A 19,993-nucleotide genomic window follows, 5' to 3' on the forward strand; every position below is an offset into this window, starting at 1 on the left:
CCTTTGGGATCTGGAGACCCACTATTATCCATGGCTGACCGATGGCGTTAAGCCGGCCGCCTTCGGCGACTATGAGGCGATCCGCAAGAGCTATCTGATCGACGATTATCTGGAAGACGCCAGGAACCAGAACCTGGTGAAATCGGTGCACCTGGACGTCGGGTTCAATCCGGCCGATCCGGTCGGGGAGACGCGCTGGCTGCAAGGCATCGCCGACCAGCGGGGCTTTCCTCATGGCATCATCGGCTACGCCGACCTGTCCAAACCCGATGTCGGCGACCTTCTCGACCGGCACATGGAATATCGGAACTTCCGCGGCATCCGGCAGTCGATGAATTATCATGCCGATCCCGCAAAGACCTATCTGGCGCGGCCGGAGGTCAGCCGGACACCCGAATGGCGGCGTGGCTTCCGAGAGCTGGCGAAGCGCGGGCTGAGTTTTGACCTGCAGCTCTATTATCCGCAGATGGGCGAATTTCTTGAATTGGCGCGCGCCTTTCCCGACGTGCAGATCATTCTCAACCATACCGGCATGCAGGTCGACGGACCCGAGCATTTCGACGCCTGGAAGAAGGGCATGCGCCAGCTGGCGCAGGCGCCGAACGTCGCCTGCAAGATCTCGGGTCTCGGCATGGGCGACTGGACATGGACGACGGCGTCGATCCGTCCCTACGTCGAGGAGGCGATCGCCGCCTTCGGCATCCACCGATCGATGTTTGCGACGAACTTCCCGGTCGACAAGCTGTTCTCGAGCTTCGATTCCATCGTGAACGCCTTCAAGGAGATCACGCGACATTATCCGCGTGATGAGCGGCTCGCGCTGTTCCACGACAACGCCGCCCGGTTCTACCGGCTCTAGATCATCCGCCAAGAGATTGGAAATAGCAGGAGAGTTCGACATGTTGCTGAAGGGCAAGGCTGTGGTCATTTCAGGCGCCGCGAGCCCACGCGGGATCGGCCGCTCCACGGCAACGCTGATGGCCGAGCATGGGGCGCGCGTCGCGATTCTTGACCTCGATGAGGGGCAAGCGCGTGACGCCGCCGCTTCGCTCGGAGGCGACCATATCGGCCTTGCATGCAATGTCGCCGACCGCGACGCTTGCAAGAGGGCGGCTGTGAAAGTCACCGAAGCCTTGGGCAAGATCGATGTGCTTTGCAACAATGCGGGCATCACCCAGCCGGTCAAGACACTGGAGATCAGCCCGGCCGACTGGGATCGCATTCTCGACGTCAATCTGCGCGGCGTGCTCTATCTCAGCCAGGCCTTCATTCCACACATGCGCGAAAATGGCGGCGGCTCGATCATCTGCATGTCATCGGTTTCCGCGCAACGCGGCGGCGGCATCTTCGGAGGCCCGCATTACTCCGCCGCCAAGGCGGGCGTGCTCGGCTTGGCAAAGGCGATGGCGCGCGAATTCGGACCCGACCGCATCCGCGTCAACTGCGTCACGCCAGGCCTGATCCAGACCGACATCACCGGCGGCAAGCTGACCGAGGCCATGCGCGCCGACATCATCAAGGGGATTCCGCTCAGTCGGCTAGGCGACGCGCGCGACGTGGCCGGCGCCTATCTGTTTCTCGCGTCGGATCTGGCCAGCTACATCACCGGCGCCGTGATCGACGTCAATGGCGGGATGCTGATCCATGGCTGACGGAACGACGGAATTCGAGATGCCGCGCTCGGGCAGCAATGTCAGCCTAGCCGAACGGGCCTATCGCATCCGCCGGCATGCCGTGCGCATGGGCGAAGTCCAGGGCCAGGGCTATGTGGGCCAGGCGCTCGGCATCGCCGACGTGCTCGCGGTCGCCTATTTCCATGCGCTTCGCTATCGGCCGGATGAGACGCTATGGGAAAAGCGCGATCGCTTTCTTCTGTCGATCGGACATTACGCGATCGCGCTCTACGCGGCATTGATCGAAGCAGGCGTGCTGCCGGAAGAAGAACTCGAAACCTATGGCACTGACGACAGCCGCATGCCGATGTCCGGCATGGCTGCCTACACGCCTGGAATGGAGATCACCGGCGGCTCCCTCGGCCATGGGCTCGGCATCGCCGTCGGCATGTGCCTGGGGCTGAAGCGCAAGCGGAGCGACAGTTTCGTATACAATCTCTTGTCGGACGGCGAGCTCGGCGAGGGCTCGACCTGGGAAGCGGCGATGTCAGCCGCCCACCACAAGCTCGACAATCTCATCGCCATCGTCGACTTCAATAACCAGCAGGCCGACGGGCCATCGACGGCGACGCTGTCTTCCGAGCCGGTGACCGGCAAGTTTGAGGCCTTCGGCTGGCACGCACAGCGTGTCGACGGCAACGACATCGAGGCGGTCCGCGCGGCATTCGATATTGCCAGGGACCTCAAGGAGCCGCGCCCACGCATCATCGTCTGCGACACGCGCATGGCAAAGGGTGTGCCTTTCCTGGAGGCCCGCGAAATCACGCATTTCATCCGTGTCGAGCCGGATGAATGGACGCTGGCGCTCGAGGCTCTGGAGAAGGGACGTCCGCAGTGAGGTTGTCAAAATTCGAGCCACGTCAGGCTGTCATTGCCGGAGAGCGCAAGACCACCTCGGCGATGATCGCCTCGATCGCCCCGGACGGCATTCCGACGCGCAGCGCCCCTTTCGGCCACACGCTCGCCAGGCTGGCACATCACCGGAACGGGATCGTCGGGCTCACCGCCGATCTTGCCAAATACACCGACCTTCATGTCTTCGCCCAGGAACATCCGGATCGCTTCTACCAGATGGGCATGGCCGAACAGGTGTTGATGAGCGCGGCTGCGGGGATGGCCCGGGAAGGGTTTACGCCATTTGCAACGACTTACGCCGTCTTTGCCTCACGTCGCGCCTACGACTTCATCTGCCTGGCTATCGCGGAGGAAAAGCTCGACGTGAAGATTGTCTGCGCCCTCCCGGGACTGACCACTGGTTACGGCCCCAGCCATCAGGCGACGGAAGACATCGCCATCTTCCGCGGCATGCCTAACCTGACGATCATCGATCCATGCGACGCGATCGATATCGAGCAGGCCACCGAGGCAATCGCTGACCACAAAGGGCCGGTCTATATGCGGCTCCTGCGCGGCAAGGTGCCGGTGGTCCTCGACGGATACGACTACCGGTTCGAGATCGGCAAGGCGCGGCTGCTGCGCGAAGGGGCCGACGTGCTGTTCATCTCCAGCGGCCTGATGACCATGCGAGTGCTTGAGGCGGCAAAGGCTCTAGAAGCGGACCGCATAGGGAGTGCAGTGCTACATGTGCCGACGATCAAGCCGTTGGACAGCGGGGCAATTCTTACTGCCGCACGCCAGCCTGGACGAATGGTGGTCGTGGCGGAAAACCACACGTGCATAGGTGGACTGGGGGAAGGTGTGGCATCCCTGCTGATGCGCGAAGGTGTCACCCCGGTCTTTCGCCAGATAGCCCTTCCCGATGAGTTTCTCGATGCCGGGGCTCTGCCGACGCTTCACGATCGCTACGGTGTATCGACTGCTGAGGTCGTGCGCCGTATTCGCGAATGGACGAGTAAGTGAGCAGCAGTTCGGCTCTGTTGAGCTTAGGGGTCCATTCATCCCGAAGACGATCTTCCCCGCCTGTCCCTGATCGAACCTTCTTTGTCGGCCGATCTAGTATGCTTCAACTCGGCGCCAGAAGGGATTTTAGAAGCGTCTCCCTTGCGGATGACAGGTGGACGCCGGCCGCCACTTCGACGCGCGAAAGGTCGTGACTGAGCAAAGCGTCGATATAAGCCAAATGCTCGACCAATGCCGCGTGGTTGCGCTGCTTCTCGTCGCGCTTGTTCCACTGATAGTGGTAATGAAAGATGAATGTGATGATGTCGTAGAAGTCGTCAATGAAGCGATTAGGCGAGGCCTCATTGACAAGTCGATGGAACCGGTTGTCGAGACTGGAGAAGTCATGAAATCGATGATCGATCTCCCTAAGCAGATCGAGATGTGCGCGCTTTAGAGCCTCCAGCTTCTCCCACAGCGGCGAATGGTCCGATTGCTTGGCAAAGAGCCGCGCTGATCGCAGCTCGAACATGACGCGAATCTCGAACAGATCGAGGGCGAACTCCTCGGTGAACCCCTCAAATATCCACCCTGAATTCGGCCGCTTTTCAAGCAGGCCAAAGCGGCTGAAGCGGATGAGGAACTCCCGTATGCCACTTGTCGCCACACCGAATTGACGGGCCAGTTCGAGTTCGTTGATCAATGTGCCCGGCTTGGTGTCGCCGCGTAGCATCCATTCCATGAACTGCCGTTCAATATGGAGATTGCGCGGCATCGTTTCAACATCTGGGAAGTAGTCGTTTGGCAGGACTTGCCGATCTTCGACCTGTGATCTCGTGGCAGCGACAATGACGCCCCGCTGACCTAGTTCGCCCAAAACTTTTCGAATGGTGGTGCGGCTCACGCCCAGCCGATGCCTGAGTGCGTTTTCCGAGGGCAGCGGATCCTCGATCTCGCTTCGGGCCATGAGATCCAGAATTCGATTGAATGCCCTTTTGAAGACGGTGTCCGTTTTCATGAAGGCCAACCCTCCCCAGGCTTGTCCTTTTTGGCGAATTTTTATCTATAAAAAACAACTTGCGCGGTCGCGGATAGTATTGTTTTTTATCGATAAGAGGAAGAGCAAAATACAAAACGAACTTTCAGGTCGGAGTGCAGGTCACTCCTGACGGTGGGGGGCTATTTGCCTGAGCTAGCGAATAAACCCGATGAAAACATCATCGGCAGTGTGGCCGGCAGCTTCGACGCGCGCGTCAGCACGTTATCGATCGGCCTCAGCATTCTGAATTTCGGGCCGGCACTCATCCTTGTATTACTGATCGCCGTACTGAGCATATCTTCTCCTTACTTTCTCACTGCACGCAACATCAGCAACATACTCGCTCAGACGGCCGTCATCTCGGTAGTTGCCATGGGGCAGCAACTGGTGATCCTGACGCGCGGCATCGACCTATCCGTCGGCTCGAACCTGGCCCTGGCGTCGGTGCTGGGCGCCTTGGCATTCCACGCGGGAGCGCCAGCCGCGCTGGTGATTGCCGTGATGATCGCGTCCGGCGCCCTCATCGGCGCCATCAACGGTGGCTCCTATGTCTTCGGGCGCCTGCCGCATCCGTTCATCATCACGCTCGCCACCTTGAGCATAGCCAAGGGGCTTGCCCTGCAGCTTGCCGATGGACGCGCAATTCCAGGCATGCCGCCGGCCATCGGCGCGCTCGGCACCGATGCGCTCGGCGGGTTGCCGGGGTCGGTCTTCGTCGTGCTCGCGGTCGCCGCCGCGTTCTTCGTGGCGACCAGGACGATGGTATGGGGTCGCTGGATCTACGCCGTTGGCGGCCGGCCGGATGCCGCGCTGCGTATGGGCATTCCGGTGTCATGGGTGCTGGTTTCGACCTATGTCGTGTCGGGCACTTGCGCAGGGATCGGCGCGGTGATCCTGGCCGGCAGGACTGACGCCGGTTCGCCGCTCTTCGGGAATCTGCTCGAACTCGACACGATCGCAGCCGTCATCATCGGCGGGGCAAGCTTCCTGGGCGGACGCGGACATATCGGCAACGCCCTGATCGGCGCGCTGATGATCGGTGTCATCCGCAATGCACTCAACCTGCTCAACGTCAACATCTTCTTCCAGCTGATCGTCATTGGCGTGGTCATCGTGATGGCCGTCGAAGGCGACGTCCTTCGAAATTACCTCGAAGGGCGAGTTCGCGTGATGCAGGCGGGGAAGCATCCATGAACGCTAACTCCGCTAGCGCTCCCGAACATGCCGACGATCTGGCGAGCCCTGTCCTTTCAGTGCAAGGGGCAACCAAGCGGTTCGGGTCGGTCCTGGCGCTCAGCGCGATCGACATCTCGGTGCGGCGCGGAGAAATCCTCTGCCTTCTCGGCGACAATGGCGCCGGCAAATCAACCCTGATCAAGTGTATCAGCGGCGTGCATCGCCTGGACTCCGGTTCGATCGTGATCGACGGACAGGTCACGCCCATCCGATCCCCGGCCGAGGCGCGCGCCGCTGGAATAGAAACGGTCTACCAGGACCTCGCTTTGTTCGACAATTTGACCCCGGCGCAGAACTTCTTCGCCGGACGTGAGATCGCGGGGCCGCAATGGCTGCCGCGTGGTTTGCGCTTTCTGAGGCAGCGGCGCATGGACGCCGAGGCGCAGTCCCTGCTTGCCAATCTCAAGGTCACCTTGCCGAGGAACGACGCAGTCGTCGCGATGATGTCGGGAGGGCAGCGGCAGGCCATCGCCGTGGCGCGATCGACGGTCTTCGCCCGCAAGGTCGTCATTTTGGACGAGCCGACCGCGGCACTCGGCCTGCGCGAATCCAGGCAGGTCCTGGATCTGGTGGCAAGGCTTCGCGACCATGGCAACGCCGTCATCCTGATCACCCACAACATGGAACATGTCGTCGAGCTCGCGGACAGAGCCATCGTGCTCCGCCAGGGACGCAAGGTTGGCGAACTGCTCCCGACCGCGGACAACAAGCAGCAGTTGGTCTCCATGATCGTCGGGGCCTGACAAGGATTTTGCCGGCTGCAGGGGCAGTCCGCAAATGAGGGTGAACCTTCCTCCGGAAGGTACCCAAACAAGGGAGGAAACGAGCATGCGACTTGAAGGAAAACTGTTGGGAGGGCTGGCGATCGCATTGGCGTTCGCGATGCCGTCCCATGCAGCCGACAAGATCAAGGTCGGCTTGATCACCAAGTTCCCCGTCCCCTTCTATTCGACGATGGAGGAGGCCGCCAAGAAGTATGCGGCCGCGCATCGGGAGGTCGAACTGGTGACCGGTCAGGGGCAATCGGCGACCGACATCGAAGGCCAGATCTCGCTGATCGAATCGATGATCACGCAAGGCGTCAAGGGCCTGGCCATCACGCCCGTCGATCCGACGGTGGCGCCGGCTCTCGACAAGGCCGTAGCCGCCGGGATCAAGGTGGTGCTGGTCGACAACAGCATACCGAATTGGAAGAGATCGAGCGCGCTTGTCTCCACCAACAATCTCAACGGTGGCAAGATCGCAGGCGAATACCTAAAGACGGTTCTCAAGCCAGGCGACAAGATCGGCATCCTGCAAGGCGTGCCGGGCGTGCCGGCGCTCGACGATCGCGTCAACGGAATGATGCAGGGCCTGGGTGATCTAAAGGTGGAGGTGGTCGGCAAGGGAGCGACCAACTGTACCCTCGAGCTTGGAACGTCGGTCGCCGAGGACATTCTAACCGCCAATCCCGACTTGAAAGCCATCTACGCCGCTTGCGGACCGCCCATTCCGGGCGCGGCGAAGGCCATTGCCAATGCCGGGATTGCCAACGACAAGTTCATCCTGGTCGGCTTCGACGCGTGCTGCGGTGAGATCGAGGCCATCAAGTCGGGAGCCGAGGACGCCAGCGTCGCCCAGTTTCCCGCCAAGATGGGTGAACTAGGCATCGACACCGTCGTCAAGGCTATACGCGGCGAGAAGGTGGAAGCAAATGTCGACACCGGCGCGGGGCTGGTGACGCTCGCCAACGTCAAGGACTTCGAATAGTCGAAAGACCGCCCAGCGGCTTTGTTTGCCGCCGGGCGGTTCACCCGGCACCGCTGAAGTCGGTCCCAGTCGAACGGCTGCGATTACACTCGCCGCCGGCTGGGGTCCGTGCACGCCGATTGCACGAGGAGCAACCTCGCCATGAAAGCCGCCGTTTGTCTTGCACCCGGCAAGCTGGTTCTCAGGGACCTGGCCTGGCCCGCATTGCCACCGCCAGGCTGGGCATTGCTGAGCGTGAGCCATGTGGGCATCTGCGGCACCGACTATCACATCTTCGAAGGCAAGCACCCCTTCTTGACCTATCCTCGCGTGATGGGTCACGAGATTTCCGGCACCGTGGCGGCGGCCGGTGAAGGTGCCGGCCTGGCAACCGGCCAGGCCGTAATCGTCAACCCCTATCTGGCCTGCGGCCGCTGCATTGCCTGCCGCCAGGACAAGCCAAACTGCTGCGTGGCCATCGAGGTGCTGGGCGTCCATCGTGATGGCGCCATGTGCGAGCAGATTCTGGTCCCTGCCGCCAACCTCTATCCCACCGAAGGGCTTTCCCTGGGCGATGCCGCTGCCGTGGAATTCCTGGCCATCGGCGCGCATGCGGTTCGCCGCTCCACGGCTGGCAAGGGCAAGCGGACCCTGGTCATTGGCGCCGGCCCCATCGGTCTGGGCACAGCCCTGTTCGCCGGGATAGCCGGGCAGGAGGTCACGCTCCTCGACATCGATCGTGAAAGGCTGGATTTCGCCGAGCAAGGCCTGGGCTTCGTGGTCGTCGACGGCACTGTGGCAACAGCCGCTGAAGCGCTTCGAAGCCGCACCGCCGGCGAGGCTTTTGACGTTGTCTTTGACGCCACCGGCAACAGCGCGTCGATCCGGGCCGCCTTCGCACATGTGGCGCATGGCGGCGCCCTAGTCATCGTCAGCGTGGTGAAGGACGAGATCTCCTTCTCCGATCCCGAGTTCCACAAGCGCGAGATGACGCTGATAGGCAGCCGCAACGCTGCCAGGAAGGACTTCGATCAGGTGATCGCTTCGATCCGGAACGGCGCCATACCGATAGCCAAGCTCGTCACGCATCGTACGACGCTGGCCGATAGCCCGCGCGACATCGCTCATTGGGCACACCAGAAAGCCGGATTGATCAAGGCTGTCATAGCCGTTCAGCGCGAGGGCTGACATCGTTCAATACAGTTTTGCGGGCGGTCGCAGTCAACGACAAGCTTGGCTCCCTGAGTGTCCTGGCCCTCCGCATGCAGCCCAGTCACACTACCACAGCTTACATCGATACGGTCACGGCGTTTCCGAAAGCCCTGGGCGAGGCTGGCCGGGAATGAGTTTGCCGGGATTCATGATGCCGTTCGGGTCAAAAAGACCCTTTATAGCGCGCATGATATCCAGGGCAGGCCCGTGTTCGGCTTCCATGTATCTGAGTTTGCCCAATCCGATCCCATGTTCCCCGGAGCAGGTCCCTTCCATCGCCAAGGCGCGATAGGCCAAGCGGGAACTGATGCCGCTAGCGATCTCGTATTCTTCCTGGCTATCCGGATCGATCACCAGACCAAGGTGGAAGTTCCCGTCTCCCGCATGTCCGTTCAGACACACAAAGAACGGAGCCTTTTCGATGTCAGCCTTCGTTTCCACGACACACTCGGTCAGTCGGGAGATCGGCACACAAGCATCCGTGGGCATCACCTTCGCGCCGGGCCGGCTGGCCAACAGCGCATTGTGCATGCGATGGCGCGCGCGCCACAGGGCCGTCCGGCTCTCCTGATCTTTCGCCCAGCGAAACTCGCCTCCTCCCATTTCGGCAGATATCGCCCCCACCGTAGCTATTTGTTCGGCAACAGCTTGTGGCGCACCGGCGAATTCAAAAAACAAGGTGGGCTGAATTCCATAGTCGAGCTTGAAGTAATCGACGCATGCGCGCATGGCGGGCTCGTCCATCAGCTCCGCTCGCGCAATCGGCAAGCCCAGCTGAATAATCTCAGTCACCGTGTCGACCGCAGCTTTCAGCGAAGGATAGCCGCACACGGCCGCGACGGTCTCTTCTGGAATGCCATGCACGCGGATGGTCAGTTGTGTGATTACGCCCAGAGTGCCTTCCGACCCGATAAAAAGCTTGGTCAGGTCGTAGCCCGTCGACGATTTTCGCGCCCGACTCCCTGTCTTGATGACCCGGCCATCGGGCAATACCACACGCAAGGACAGCACGTTCTCGCGGATCGTGCCGTATCGCACGGCATTGGTGCCCGAAGCACGCGTAGCCGCCATCCCGCCAATCGTTGCCTCAGCACCAGGATCCACCGGGAAAAACAACCCCAGATCCTTCAGATGCCTATCCAGCGCCTGTCGCGTGACGCCCGGTTCAATGACCACGTCGAGATCATCAGGATGCACCGCAAGTATTCGATTCATGCGGCTGACGTCCAGGCTGACGCCGCCGTGGACGGCGCTCAAATGCCCTTCCAACGACGTTCCGGCTCCGAAGGGAATGACCGCCACCCCGTGGGCATTGGCGTTCTCGAGGATCGCCGCGACCTCCGCTTCGGTCTCGGCAAAGCAGACGGCGTCCGGTTCTTCCACCGCGTGGAAGCCCTCTCCGCCGCAGTGCTGGTGCCTCAGCGACGTGTTGGTCGTGAAGCGGTCGCCAAGCACCTTTGCGACCTCGTGGACAAAGGCAGTCGGCAACGAATGCTTCATTGGAGATCCCATCGAACTGTGTATGTATGTCCGGGTTCGTCTTGGCTCTTGAAGAGACCGGCCGGCTTGCCGTTGGCGGCGCGATTATCCTTTGACCGCGCCGGCCGTCAGGCCCCGGACGAAGTATCGTCCCGACAGGACATAGACGATCAGCGTGGGAAGCGCGGCTATCAGCGCCGCCGCCATATCCACGTTATATTGCTTGCGCCCCAGGGTTACGTTCACGACGTTGTTCAACGCGACTGTGATCGGCGAACTTCCCCCGGCGGAAAACGACACGCCGAACAGAAAATCGTTCCATATCGACGTGAATTGCCAAATGCAGCAGACGACAGCGATAGGAATGGCCGTAGGCAGGGCAATGCTAAAGAATATCCTGAAGAAGCCGGCGCCGTCGACCAAGGCCGCCTTGGTCAGTTCATCCGGGAACGAGACAAAATAGTTTCTGAAAAACATTGTCGTGAATGCGATTCCATAGACCGAGTGAACCAGTATGAGGCCGGCGGTGGACCCCGATAGCCGCAACATTCCAAGCACTCGCGCGATAGGCAGCAACACGGCCTGCAACGGGAGAAAGCAGCCGAACAACATGACGGCGAAAAAGAGATCCGCTCCGCGAAATTTCCACTTCGTCAGCGTGTAGCCGTTGATTGCGCCGATTGCGGTGGACACGAAGACCGCAGGGATCGTGATAATCAGCGAGTTTAGAAAGAACGGTGAAAGCCCGACACAGTTGGTACCGATGCAAGCCGTGCTCCAGGCCTTTGACCAAGCTTCAAACGTTATCTGTTTCGGCAGCCCGATAAGCGAGCCGGAATAGATCTCGTCCAGCGGCTTGAAGGATGTGATCAACATAACCCAGAGCGGCACCAGATAGAGCGTGGCCAGGACAGCCAGGCACCCATACACAAACAGCCTGCCGCCGTAGCGCTCCAGCTTGCGCATTCTAGTGCTCATTGCTGGGCTTCCGAAGTTCGGTGTAAAGATACGGGATCATGATCGCCACTACCGCGGCCAGCATCATCATTGCGCTGGCTGCGCCGACCGCCATCTGGTTCCTTTCGAACGTTGCCGAAAACATGAACATTGACGGCATCTCCGTCGCTCCGCCGGGCCCCCCATTCGTCAGCGCGAACGTCAGGTCGAACGTCTTGATAGCGATCTGCCCAAGCAAGACGATCACGCTGAGAAACGCCGGGCGAAGCATCGGCACGACAACGCTGACATAGATACGGGCCTGAGAAGCCCCCTCCATCTGAGCGGCTTTTATTATCGAGTTGTCGATGCCTCTGAGACCGGCGAGAAAGATTGCCATCGCAAAGCCCGACGACTGCCATACCGCGGCGATGACAACGGTGTAGAGAGCATAGTTTGGATTCACCAGCCAGTCGAAGGTGAAGGAGGTCCACCCCCAATCACGAACCAATTTCTGAAGGCCGAGGCCAGGGTTCAGTACCCACTTCCAGGCAACGCCGGAAACGATGAAGGACAGCGCCATCGGATACAAAAAGACAGTTCTCAGAAAACCCTCGGCGCGGATGCGCTGATCGAGGAGAATGGCGATAAAGAGACCAAAGAGGGTGGCGATCGAAAGGTAGAGTGCGGTGAAGACAAACAAGTTCTCAACGGCTACGTGCCATCTGGGCGTCGACCAAAGGCGGACATACTGCTCCAGACCCACAAAGTCGTAAATCGGCATCACCTTGGATGAACTGAGCGAGACACTGGCAGTCCACGCGATGAAACCGTAGATCGCTACAACGATAACCATGCCGCTCGGCGCCAGCACGAGCTTGGGCAACTGGGCGGCAAGGTATCGCTTTATCGCAATCATCGGAATTATTTGTCTCCTGGATCTGCCGAGCCAATAGACGCTCAGGCAGCAGGCCCGCCGGAAGGCCCAACGACAGCCTTCCGGTCATCGTGGGTGGTGCTTACCGTGCGTTATTGATCTCGTCCGCGAGAAGCGTCACCGCATCTTGCGCACTCATGTCCGACACGAAGAACTTCGCGGCGACTTCCTTGAAAATCGAGGCGAACTGGGGTTCGGCAGCATACCCGCCGGACAGAGTGCCGAGGAACGATTTGTGCTCGATCGAGGCCTTGAGGTCCACAGCCGCCTGTTTGGCGCAGTCGTCGAACTTCGACATGTCGACATCAAGCCGAGGTGGAATGGATCCCTTGATCAGGTTGAACTTGATCTGCACTTCCGGATCGAGAAGCACCTTGACCAGTTCGTCCTGCGCGGCCCGCAGGCTCGGATCGGTGGTTTGGAACATGCTGAACGAGTCCATCGCCCAAAGGAAATTCGGCGTCGACGTTGGGGTCGGGAAACAGAGGAAGTCGACACCGGGCTTCAGACCCTTGGCCAGGAACTCGCCTTTTGCCCAATCGCCCATAACCTGCATACCGGCCTTGCCACTCGCGACCATCTCCGTCGCCACGGCCCAGTCACGGCCCACGAAGTTGTCATCCACCAGGCCTCTCACCTGGCGCAGCTTTTCGAACACCTTGACCATCTCGGGGCTGCGAATGGCCTTGTCGTCGACCTTGAGCGCGACTTGCGTGTAGAATTCCGGCCCATTCAAATCCACGATCAGGCTGTCGAAGATTTTGGCGATCTGCCATGGCTCGTCACTGGCTGCCAGAGGGATAATCCCGGCCTTGCGAAGTTTCTCGCCTGATGCAATGAGTTCGTCCCAGGTCTTGGGAACCGAAACGCCTGCGGTGTCGAACGCCTTTTTGTTGGCCCAGATCCAGTTTGAACGAAGCAAATCGATCGGCACCTCGACCCACTTGCCGTCGGGAGCCGCCAGGCGCCTGTAGTCGGCCGGAAGCGACTGAACGCCGCCACTCGCGGTCTCCAAATCGGTCAGGTCCCTCAGAACGCCTTCCTTAGCCCAGGTCGCAGCGTCGTAACCTAGCATCTGCATTGCACCAGGCGGATTGCCGGCGACGATGCGAGCTCGGAGCGACTGCTCGGCGTTCGCGCCGTTTGCACCGCCTATGGCGGTGTCCTTCCAGACGACGCCGCGCTTTTCCAGCTCTTGCTTGATCGTGTTTACGGCAGCCACCTCACTGTCAGACACCCAATGATGGATGACCTCGATAGACTTGTTTTCAGCGTGGGCTGTCGCAGAAATCATGCTGCACATGGCTGCGCCCAGTAACAAAGACCGACTACGCATTTCCTCTCCCAACTATCTTCGAATTGCGATGAGTACAGGCGCTTAGAACCTGTGTCCCCGCGCCGCCCCGGTGATCTTACATCATAGTTTTCCGCTCACCGGTACAGAGGTTCATACAATGGAACAACGCCAGCAATTGCGCACTCGGTAAGAAACTGACGCGATGTGATGCAGATATTGGCGGCTTCTGCGATAGTTCGAACTTTCCGCCAGGACCACCCATCTAAATTCCCCTTGACAAGGGCTCGGCGGTCACGCGATTTTGCGATAGTCGATATGCTGTTTCGCTGAATGAAACACTTGATGCATCGACCTCCGAGCGCATCATCGACACTGGGCACGACATCCCACCGGTTTCACAACAATCCCTCTCAGCAGGAACTGCAAAATGGTTGAAGCACTAAGGCGCGAAGAAGTTCGAGGCGTCATTACACCGATCGTAACGCCGTTTAACCGCGATGAGACAATCGATCTCGATTGCTTTGAGCGTGAACTTTCGTTCATGGAGGCATCCGGCATCAAGGTGATCATCATTGGCGGAAGTACTGGATCCGGCAACGAGCTGAGCGCTGAAGAACTAGCGTCTTTGATTCGAACTGCGACGAGCAAGAGCAACCTGCGCGTTATCGCCGGCATCATCCCGGACACGACCAAGGACGCCATTAACCGGGCTAAGCTTGCGCAACTGGCGGGGGCCGCCGCGTTGCTGCTTTGCCCACCGACATACAATGGCATCACCGACGAGTCGGCGCTCGCCTTTATCACGGATGTGGCCGCCGCATCTGGGTTGCCAATAGTTTTTTACGACCATTTCAATTACTCCGTCGATCTGTTGAAGAGGATCGCTCGGGTGCCTGAAGTAATTGCTATAAAGTGTGTGTTCCAGAACATAGGGGAGCTTGTGCAGACTGTTGGCGATCATGTGACAGTAGCCGCCGGTTATGATCCGATCACACTTGCTGGCTATGTGATGGGTGCGGAGGCTTCGATCTGTGGCATTCATGCCGTATTGCCGAAGCAGAATGTCGAAATCTATCAGGCTTTCAAAGATGGCAATATCGCAGAAGCTATGCAGTTGACCAAAGCCATTGGCCCGATCTGCCGAGAAGTCAGTCAGGCAACCAATTTTCCCACACGCATAAAATATGCGATCTGCCTGCTTGGTCGGGATGTTGGGACGCCCATCCGTCCGCTGGACCGGATTGGCCAAGCTGACAAAGCGGCCATCGAGGATGCTCTCAGGGTCGCCGGACTGCGGTAGCCACTTTGCTGGCGGGGTCGTCGTCCCACGGCCTATGTCGAGGTAGACGATCCCGCTGCCAAAGTCCGCAACTCCACGCGCGATCGCGTCCGATCCTTAAGCGCGAGAGCCGGCATCTCTTTTGCCGGCGAACCCAATTGCTCGCGACAGTTGCCCAGTAACCTCGACCAGATGAGTCCCAACGGACGAAATCGCATCGTCAACAATGCGGGTCGTCGGACCGGAGATGCTGATTGCTCCTATCGGGCGGCCGGAGGCATCGAATATCGCTGCCCCGACACACCTGCTTCCGGTGGTTGCCTCCTCATTGTCCACAGCGTAACCCAGTTCGACGATCTCCGGCAACTCGGCCAGAACCTTGGCTGCGCTGGTCAATGTCCGCGGGGTGTAACGGTCAAAACTGCATCGCTGCAGCATTCGGTTGGCCTCGTCGCGATCGAGCCACGCCAATATGCTTTTGGACAGCGATGATGCATGCCAGGGATTTACGGAACCAACCGCCCCGCCCTGCCTAAGCATCTGCGTTGTCTCAATGCTGTCCACGACGACGACTTCCTGGCGGACAAGCAGCGCCAAGTTGATGGTTTCATTGAAATGCTCATATAATTTCTGCAAATAAGGGCGAGCCACGGCGCGAATGTCACGACGGTGCAAGGCCTTCTGTCCCAGCATGAACAGGTCGATACCCAACGTGTAGCCGTTCCCGTCCACGCGCTCGATGACCCCATGGCCCACCAGGCTTGCCAGGTATCGCAACGTCGTTGGTTTACCGAGGTCAACCTCCCTTGCGATCGCCGATAAAGACAGTGGCCCTTCCGCCTTTTCCAGGACGCGCAGTATCGCCATAGTCCGGTCGACCGCGTCGAAACGGACTTTCTCGGTCAGATTTTGCGATGGTTCCGTCAACTAGCCAACTCCGTATGAGGCGTATGGGCAGACGCCAGCAAACAAAACTGGCCAGAGCCTCCCCCAGCAAGCGCTCAATCAGAGATGTTCAGTGAGCATTCCCGCTACCCGCCGTGTCCAGGGCATACGCATCGACAGTCGGGTGAAGCGACTCGTATTTTACACCTGCCAAACAACGATATCACTCACCGAAACATGGGGCAACACAGACAGCGAGAGGGTCGACGATCGTCTGACCGCCACCCCGAGGTGCTGGCGCAGGCCTATGCCTCCTATCGGTTACCGCAGCGGGGCCGGTCAGCGCTTCAAGCCGAGACGGCGTTCGAGAGACCCGCGAACTCGGCACTGTTGCCGAAGATTTGCTCGATCTGTTCAGGGAGCAGAACACCCTCCTCTTCAACGATCTGGCGCAAATTTCTCTTGCCTGCCAAAGCGCGATTCGACAGTTCCGCAGCCTTGCTGTAGCCGATGAGCTTCGCCAACGGCGTGGCCAAGGCAAGGGATTGGTCCAACAAGGCTTTGCAGCGATCCTCGTCGACTTCGATCCCGTCCACGCAGCGCTCTTTGAAGATCCGCATTCCTCTCGTCAACAGCCGCATGGATTGCAGGATGTTCAAAACGATCACCGGCTCCATTGCATTCAACTGGAGCTGCCCGGCGCTTGCGGCGAGGGTCACGGCAAGATCATTGCCGATGACCTGGAAGCTGAGTTGGTTCACCATCTCGGGTATCACCGGGTTGATCTTGCCCGGCATGATCGAAGAGCCAGCCTGCACGGGGGGCAATCGAATTTCGCCCAGTCCGCCAAGCGGCCCGCTGCTAAGCAGTCGCAAATCGTTGCAGATCTTGGTCAGCTTGACCGCGATGCGCTTCAGCATTCCCGAAAAGGAAACGAAGCCGCCGGTATCCGAAGTTGCCTCGATAAAGTTTCGGGCAGCAACGAGCTGGATGCCCGATATCTGCGAGAGATGACCGCAAACAACCCTGGGGAACTCACGGGGCACATTGATGGAGGTGCCGATCGCCGAGCCCCCGAGGTTGATTTCAAGCAGCAACCTCGAAGCCGACTGAAGCTGGACGATATCTTCGTCGATGAGCTCGGCAAAGGCTCCGAACTCTTGCCCCACTGTCATCGGCACCGCATCTTGGAGCTGGGTTCGACCAACCTTGAGCGCATCTGCGTGCCGCAGCGCCTTGGCACAAAAGGCATCGCGCAAGCTGGTTTGCGACGAAACAAGCCCTTCGCAGGCCCGCAACACCGTCAGACGAATCGCGGTCGGATACACATCGTTTGTCGACTGGGAGAGGTTGACGTCGTCATTGGGGTGCAGCTTTGCGTAGTCGCCAACTTTGGCGCTGAGCTTGATCAGGGCCAGGTTCGCCACAACCTCGTTGACATTCATGTTTGTCGAGGTACCGGCACCTCCCTGCATCATGTCGACGGGGAAGTTCTCTTCGATCCCCCTCAGCTCGATGATCTCGTCGCAGGCATTGGAGATGGCTTCAGCCTTTTCGGGGGAAAGGAGTCCGAGCTCCCTGTTTGCAAGACAAGAGGCCTTTTTCACCATCGCCATCGACTGGACGAGCTCGGGGAAATCCTTGAGCCGCAGTCCCGAGACATCGAAGTTCTGCTCTGCCCGGCGGGTGTGCACGCCGTAGAGCACGTGGCCCGGGATATCCAGCGGACCGATCAGATCCGATTCGACGCGGTCGGCAAACATGATTGCAAAGTTCCTTCAGACAAAACCCTTGGCGTCACGAAAGCAGACCCGAGTGTCCGACAAGACCGTGAGATTGCCCCCTCACGACCGGCTGATGGACGCGCCAGCCTTTATGGCGAGCGCTGCGATGGTCAGTGCCGGGTTAACAGCCGCCGAGGTGGGAAGTATCGAGGCGTCCGTGACATAGAGGTTTTCGATTTCGTGAGAGCGGCACTCAGGCGACACAACCGATGTCTCCGGACTGTTTCCAAGTCGGGCAGTGCCGCACTGGTGTGAGGTCGTCTTTCTGCCGAAGGTTCGAGTAAGAACGATGGGGAAGCCCGCCCTTCGCATCACGCCTCGTGTCCTGCGGATCAGCAGCTCGTGCGCTCGCATGTTGCTGCGGACCCAATGCATGACGATGCGGTCATTCTGAACTGTGACCCGGCTCTCTGGGTTGGGCAGGTCCTCGCTCGTCAAGAACCAGCCATAGCAATTGCGGGCTATGAGCCCCGCCAGCCAGCGTGGCAGCAAGGGCGCGTTCGCCTTGAGGATGTTGCCTGTGATATGACCAAGCAATTGTACGTTGCCAAGCGGGAAACCGGTCTCCGGATCGGCATTGTAGAAATCGTTGAATGCTAGGGTCTTCTGGTAAACCGACGTATTGGCCGACCGCGGGTCGATCGCCAGCATTGCGGTGGTGTTGTGGTTCATGAAGTTGCGGCCGAGTTGGTCGGAGCCGTTGGCCAGCCCACGCGGATGCGTAGCATTCGCCGAGCGCAGCAAGAGTGCCGCGCTCTGGACCGCGCCGGCCGCAACGGCGAAGATGCCAGCGCTAATGCGGCGCTCAACACCATCCTTCAAAAAAACTGCCGCAGTCACCTTGCGACCCGCCGGATCGGTTTCCAGCCGCACAACATTGGCCCCGGTCACGAGGCTGACGTTGCTGCTATCCAAAGCGGCTGTCAGTGGTCCAACCTCGGCGTCGATCTTGCCGAAACCCGTATTGGGAAACGCATCCCAACCGGTCTTAGCGCGGCGAAGCCACTCATTGATGTCGATAGCCAGGGGAAGGCTGGATGGGTGGATCCCCGCCTCCTTGAGGCGAGCGCGCACGGCCGCTATGGCCGGCTCGTCGGGTACCGGCGGAAAACGGTAAGGACTGATGCGCGGCGGCTCGGTGGGATCCTGCGAGGGGTCACCCCGCACCTTGAAAATCGCCTCGGCTCGCTCATACCAGGGCTCAAGCTCCTCGTAGGTGATCGGCCATCCAGGTGAGGCGCCGTCCATGTGGGGCCGGGGCGAGAAATCCTCGAGCCTGTAGCGGTACATGACCGCGCCGAAGAATTTGGAATTGCCTCCGACATAGTAGTAATTGCCAGGCAGGAAAGCCTGCCCATCGTCGCCGAGCCACTCTTCGGTCGAACGGTAGAAGCCCTCGAGGAATATAGCCCGGTCGTCGCGCGCCTGGGGCGCGTCGCGCAGGTGCTCGCCACGTTCCAGAATCACAATGCGCCTGCCGGTGTCGGCCAAGCTGTAGGCCAGGGAAGCGCCTCCTATGCCCGACCCGATAATGACGATATCAGCTGTTTGATCCACGTCGATGCCTCAGTCTATGCGTTGCTCATTGTCGGCATCGAACAGCACGATCTTGCCAGTATCGACCGCGAGGGTCGCCGAAGTCCGGGCTGCCACGGCCCTTGGCGGCACCCGGGCCGTGACCTCGACCCCGCCTGCCTGGAACAGGGCGAGCGTATCGGGGCCCGTGGGCTCGACAACATCGATGTTTACCGTGAGCGCTTGCGAGGCTTGCTCGCCGGCGACGCTGAACAACTCCGGACGAATGCCCACCAGAACACTGCGCCCAGCGTATTTGGCTGCCGCCTGTGAAGATAAAGAAATGCCCGAGAGGCGGGCTGTCGCCGCGCCCGGGATGTCGATCACCGCAACGGGCCTGCCGTCTTCCACCTCAAGGCGCGCCGGAATGATGTTCATCGATGGCGACCCGACGAACTTGGCCACATATACGTTCGCCGGCCTGTCGTAGACCGACTGCGGATCGTCAAGGTGCTGGACCACGCCATCCTTCATCACTGCGACGCGCGTGGCGAGCGTCATGGCCTCGATCTGGTCGTGGGTGACATATACGATGGTGGTTCCCAGTCGTGCGTGGAGGCGCTTGATCTCGGTGCGCATGTCGACACGCAATTTGGCGTCCAGGTTGGACAAAGGTTCGTCGAACAAAAACAGCTTCGGTTGACGCACAATCGCGCGCCCCATCGCTACGCGCTGGCGCTGGCCGCCGGAAAGCTGCGAGGGCTTCCTGTCCAGAAGATGCGTCATCTGGAGCAGATCGGCCGCGGTCTTCACGGCTTTGTCGCGCTCGGCCTGCGACACTCTGCGTATCTTCATGCCGAACTCGATGTTCTGGCGCACGGTCATCGTGGGATAGAGCGCGTAGGACTGGAATACCATCGCGATATCCCGGTCTTTCGGGGAAAGATCGTTGACCACCTTGCCAGCAATACGGATCTCGCCGCCCGATATCTCTTCCAATCCCGCGATCATGTTGAGCAGCGTTGACTTGCCGCAGCCCGATGGGCCCAGCAGTACGAGGAAGTCACCGGTGCCGATGGAGATGCTGACTTCCTTCAGGACTTCGAGTTCACCATAGAGCTTACGGGCACGATCGATTTCGAGAGTTGACATAG

18 protein-coding genes are annotated in these 19,993 nt (G+C 59.8%); 9 read left to right on the plus strand and 9 right to left on the minus strand.

Annotated elements, in window-relative coordinates; translation table 11 throughout:
- The 4 genes from EOA28_RS01165 to EOA28_RS01180 form a co-directional block, all read left to right on the plus strand.
- Positions 1-859, plus strand: an 859-nt coding sequence (locus EOA28_RS01165; protein ID WP_128314416.1) for an amidohydrolase, incomplete at its 5' end; no start/stop codon positions are given.
- Positions 860-899: 40 nt separating this feature from the next.
- The gene (locus EOA28_RS01170; protein WP_127868149.1) at positions 900-1,652 is read left to right on the plus strand and encodes an SDR family NAD(P)-dependent oxidoreductase; all 753 of its coding nucleotides are present in this window, start codon (positions 900-902) and stop codon (positions 1,650-1,652) included.
- A gap of 19 nt (positions 1,653-1,671) precedes the next feature.
- Entirely contained in the window at positions 1,672-2,511 is an 840-nt protein-coding gene (locus EOA28_RS01175; protein ID WP_128314456.1) for a transketolase, read from the plus strand.
- The gene (locus EOA28_RS01180) at positions 2,508-3,533 is read left to right on the plus strand and encodes a transketolase family protein (protein WP_189341878.1); all 1,026 of its coding nucleotides are present in this window, start codon (positions 2,508-2,510) and stop codon (positions 3,531-3,533) included. Before EOA28_RS01175 ends, EOA28_RS01180 begins: the two co-directional genes overlap by 4 nt.
- A gap of 103 nt (positions 3,534-3,636) precedes the next feature.
- Here EOA28_RS01180 and EOA28_RS01185 read toward each other — a convergent pair whose 3' ends face one another.
- A complete protein-coding gene (locus tag EOA28_RS01185) occupies positions 3,637-4,530 on the minus strand; it encodes a GntR family transcriptional regulator (protein ID WP_128314417.1) in 894 nt (297 codons plus the stop codon).
- Between the two features lie 147 nt (positions 4,531-4,677).
- Here EOA28_RS01185 and EOA28_RS01190 point away from each other — a divergent pair, with 147 nt between their 5' ends.
- From EOA28_RS01190 to EOA28_RS01205, 4 genes are all read left to right on the plus strand, one after another.
- A complete protein-coding gene (locus tag EOA28_RS01190) occupies positions 4,678-5,745 on the plus strand; it encodes an ABC transporter permease (RefSeq protein WP_189341881.1) in 1,068 nt (355 codons plus the stop codon).
- Positions 5,742-6,530, plus strand: coding sequence for an ATP-binding cassette domain-containing protein (locus EOA28_RS01195; RefSeq protein ID WP_128314418.1), 789 nt, complete (start codon positions 5,742-5,744; stop codon positions 6,528-6,530). The genes EOA28_RS01190 and EOA28_RS01195 overlap by 4 nt, the downstream gene beginning before the upstream one ends.
- 85 nt (positions 6,531-6,615) lie before the next feature.
- Positions 6,616-7,536: a sugar ABC transporter substrate-binding protein gene (locus EOA28_RS01200; RefSeq protein WP_128314419.1), complete on the plus strand. Its 921-nt coding sequence runs from the start codon at positions 6,616-6,618 to the stop codon at positions 7,534-7,536.
- A 141-nt stretch (positions 7,537-7,677) separates the two neighbouring features.
- Complete coding sequence (locus tag EOA28_RS01205; RefSeq protein WP_128314420.1) at positions 7,678-8,703, plus strand: zinc-binding alcohol dehydrogenase family protein; 1,026 nt, start codon at positions 7,678-7,680, stop codon at positions 8,701-8,703.
- 114 nt (positions 8,704-8,817) lie between these two features.
- Here the strand turns inward: EOA28_RS01205 and EOA28_RS01210 are convergent, their stop codons facing one another.
- The 4 genes from EOA28_RS01210 to EOA28_RS01225 all read right to left on the minus strand — a co-directional run bounded on the left by EOA28_RS01210 (position 8,818) and on the right by EOA28_RS01225 (position 13,382).
- Positions 8,818-10,227 carry an FAD-linked oxidase C-terminal domain-containing protein gene (locus EOA28_RS01210; RefSeq protein ID WP_210214906.1) on the minus strand — a complete coding sequence of 470 codons (1,410 nt, stop codon included), beginning with the start codon at positions 10,225-10,227 and terminating at the stop codon, positions 8,818-8,820.
- Positions 10,228-10,311: 84 nt separating this feature from the next.
- Positions 10,312-11,172, minus strand: a complete 861-nt coding sequence (locus EOA28_RS01215) for a carbohydrate ABC transporter permease (protein ID WP_245482198.1) — start codon at positions 11,170-11,172, stop codon at positions 10,312-10,314.
- A gap of 1 nt (position 11,173) precedes the next feature.
- Positions 11,174-12,061 carry a sugar ABC transporter permease gene (locus EOA28_RS01220; RefSeq protein WP_127404806.1) on the minus strand — a complete coding sequence of 296 codons (888 nt, stop codon included), beginning with the start codon at positions 12,059-12,061 and terminating at the stop codon, positions 11,174-11,176.
- Positions 12,062-12,161: 100 nt separating this feature from the next.
- The gene (locus EOA28_RS01225) at positions 12,162-13,382 is read right to left on the minus strand and encodes an ABC transporter substrate-binding protein (RefSeq protein WP_127404805.1); all 1,221 of its coding nucleotides are present in this window, start codon (positions 13,380-13,382) and stop codon (positions 12,162-12,164) included.
- Between the two features lie 421 nt (positions 13,383-13,803).
- Between EOA28_RS01225 and EOA28_RS01230 the strand changes: the two genes are divergently transcribed.
- Entirely contained in the window at positions 13,804-14,676 is an 873-nt protein-coding gene (locus EOA28_RS01230) for a dihydrodipicolinate synthase family protein (RefSeq protein ID WP_128314422.1), read from the plus strand.
- A 96-nt stretch (positions 14,677-14,772) separates the two neighbouring features.
- On the opposite strand, the gene EOA28_RS01235 is transcribed toward EOA28_RS01230, so the two are convergent.
- The 4 genes from EOA28_RS01235 to ugpC form a co-directional block, all read right to left on the minus strand.
- Complete coding sequence (locus EOA28_RS01235; RefSeq protein WP_245501443.1) at positions 14,773-15,582, minus strand: IclR family transcriptional regulator; 810 nt, start codon at positions 15,580-15,582, stop codon at positions 14,773-14,775.
- 305 nt (positions 15,583-15,887) lie between these two features.
- Positions 15,888-17,303, minus strand: a complete 1,416-nt coding sequence (locus tag EOA28_RS01240; protein ID WP_128314423.1) for an aspartate ammonia-lyase — start codon at positions 17,301-17,303, stop codon at positions 15,888-15,890.
- Positions 17,304-17,384: 81 nt separating this feature from the next.
- Positions 17,385-18,881, minus strand: coding sequence for a GMC family oxidoreductase (locus tag EOA28_RS01245; RefSeq protein ID WP_128314424.1), 1,497 nt, complete (start codon positions 18,879-18,881; stop codon positions 17,385-17,387).
- A gap of 9 nt (positions 18,882-18,890) precedes the next feature.
- Positions 18,891-19,991 (minus strand): sn-glycerol-3-phosphate ABC transporter ATP-binding protein UgpC, encoded by a 1,101-nt coding sequence (ugpC, locus tag EOA28_RS01250; RefSeq protein ID WP_128314425.1) that lies wholly within the window; start codon positions 19,989-19,991, stop codon positions 18,891-18,893.
- Positions 19,992-19,993: the final 2 nt, after the last annotated feature.

The sequence above is a fragment of the Mesorhizobium sp. M2A.F.Ca.ET.067.02.1.1 genome, assembly GCF_004023285.1.
In the GTDB taxonomy this organism is placed as follows: domain Bacteria; phylum Pseudomonadota; class Alphaproteobacteria; order Rhizobiales; family Rhizobiaceae; genus Mesorhizobium.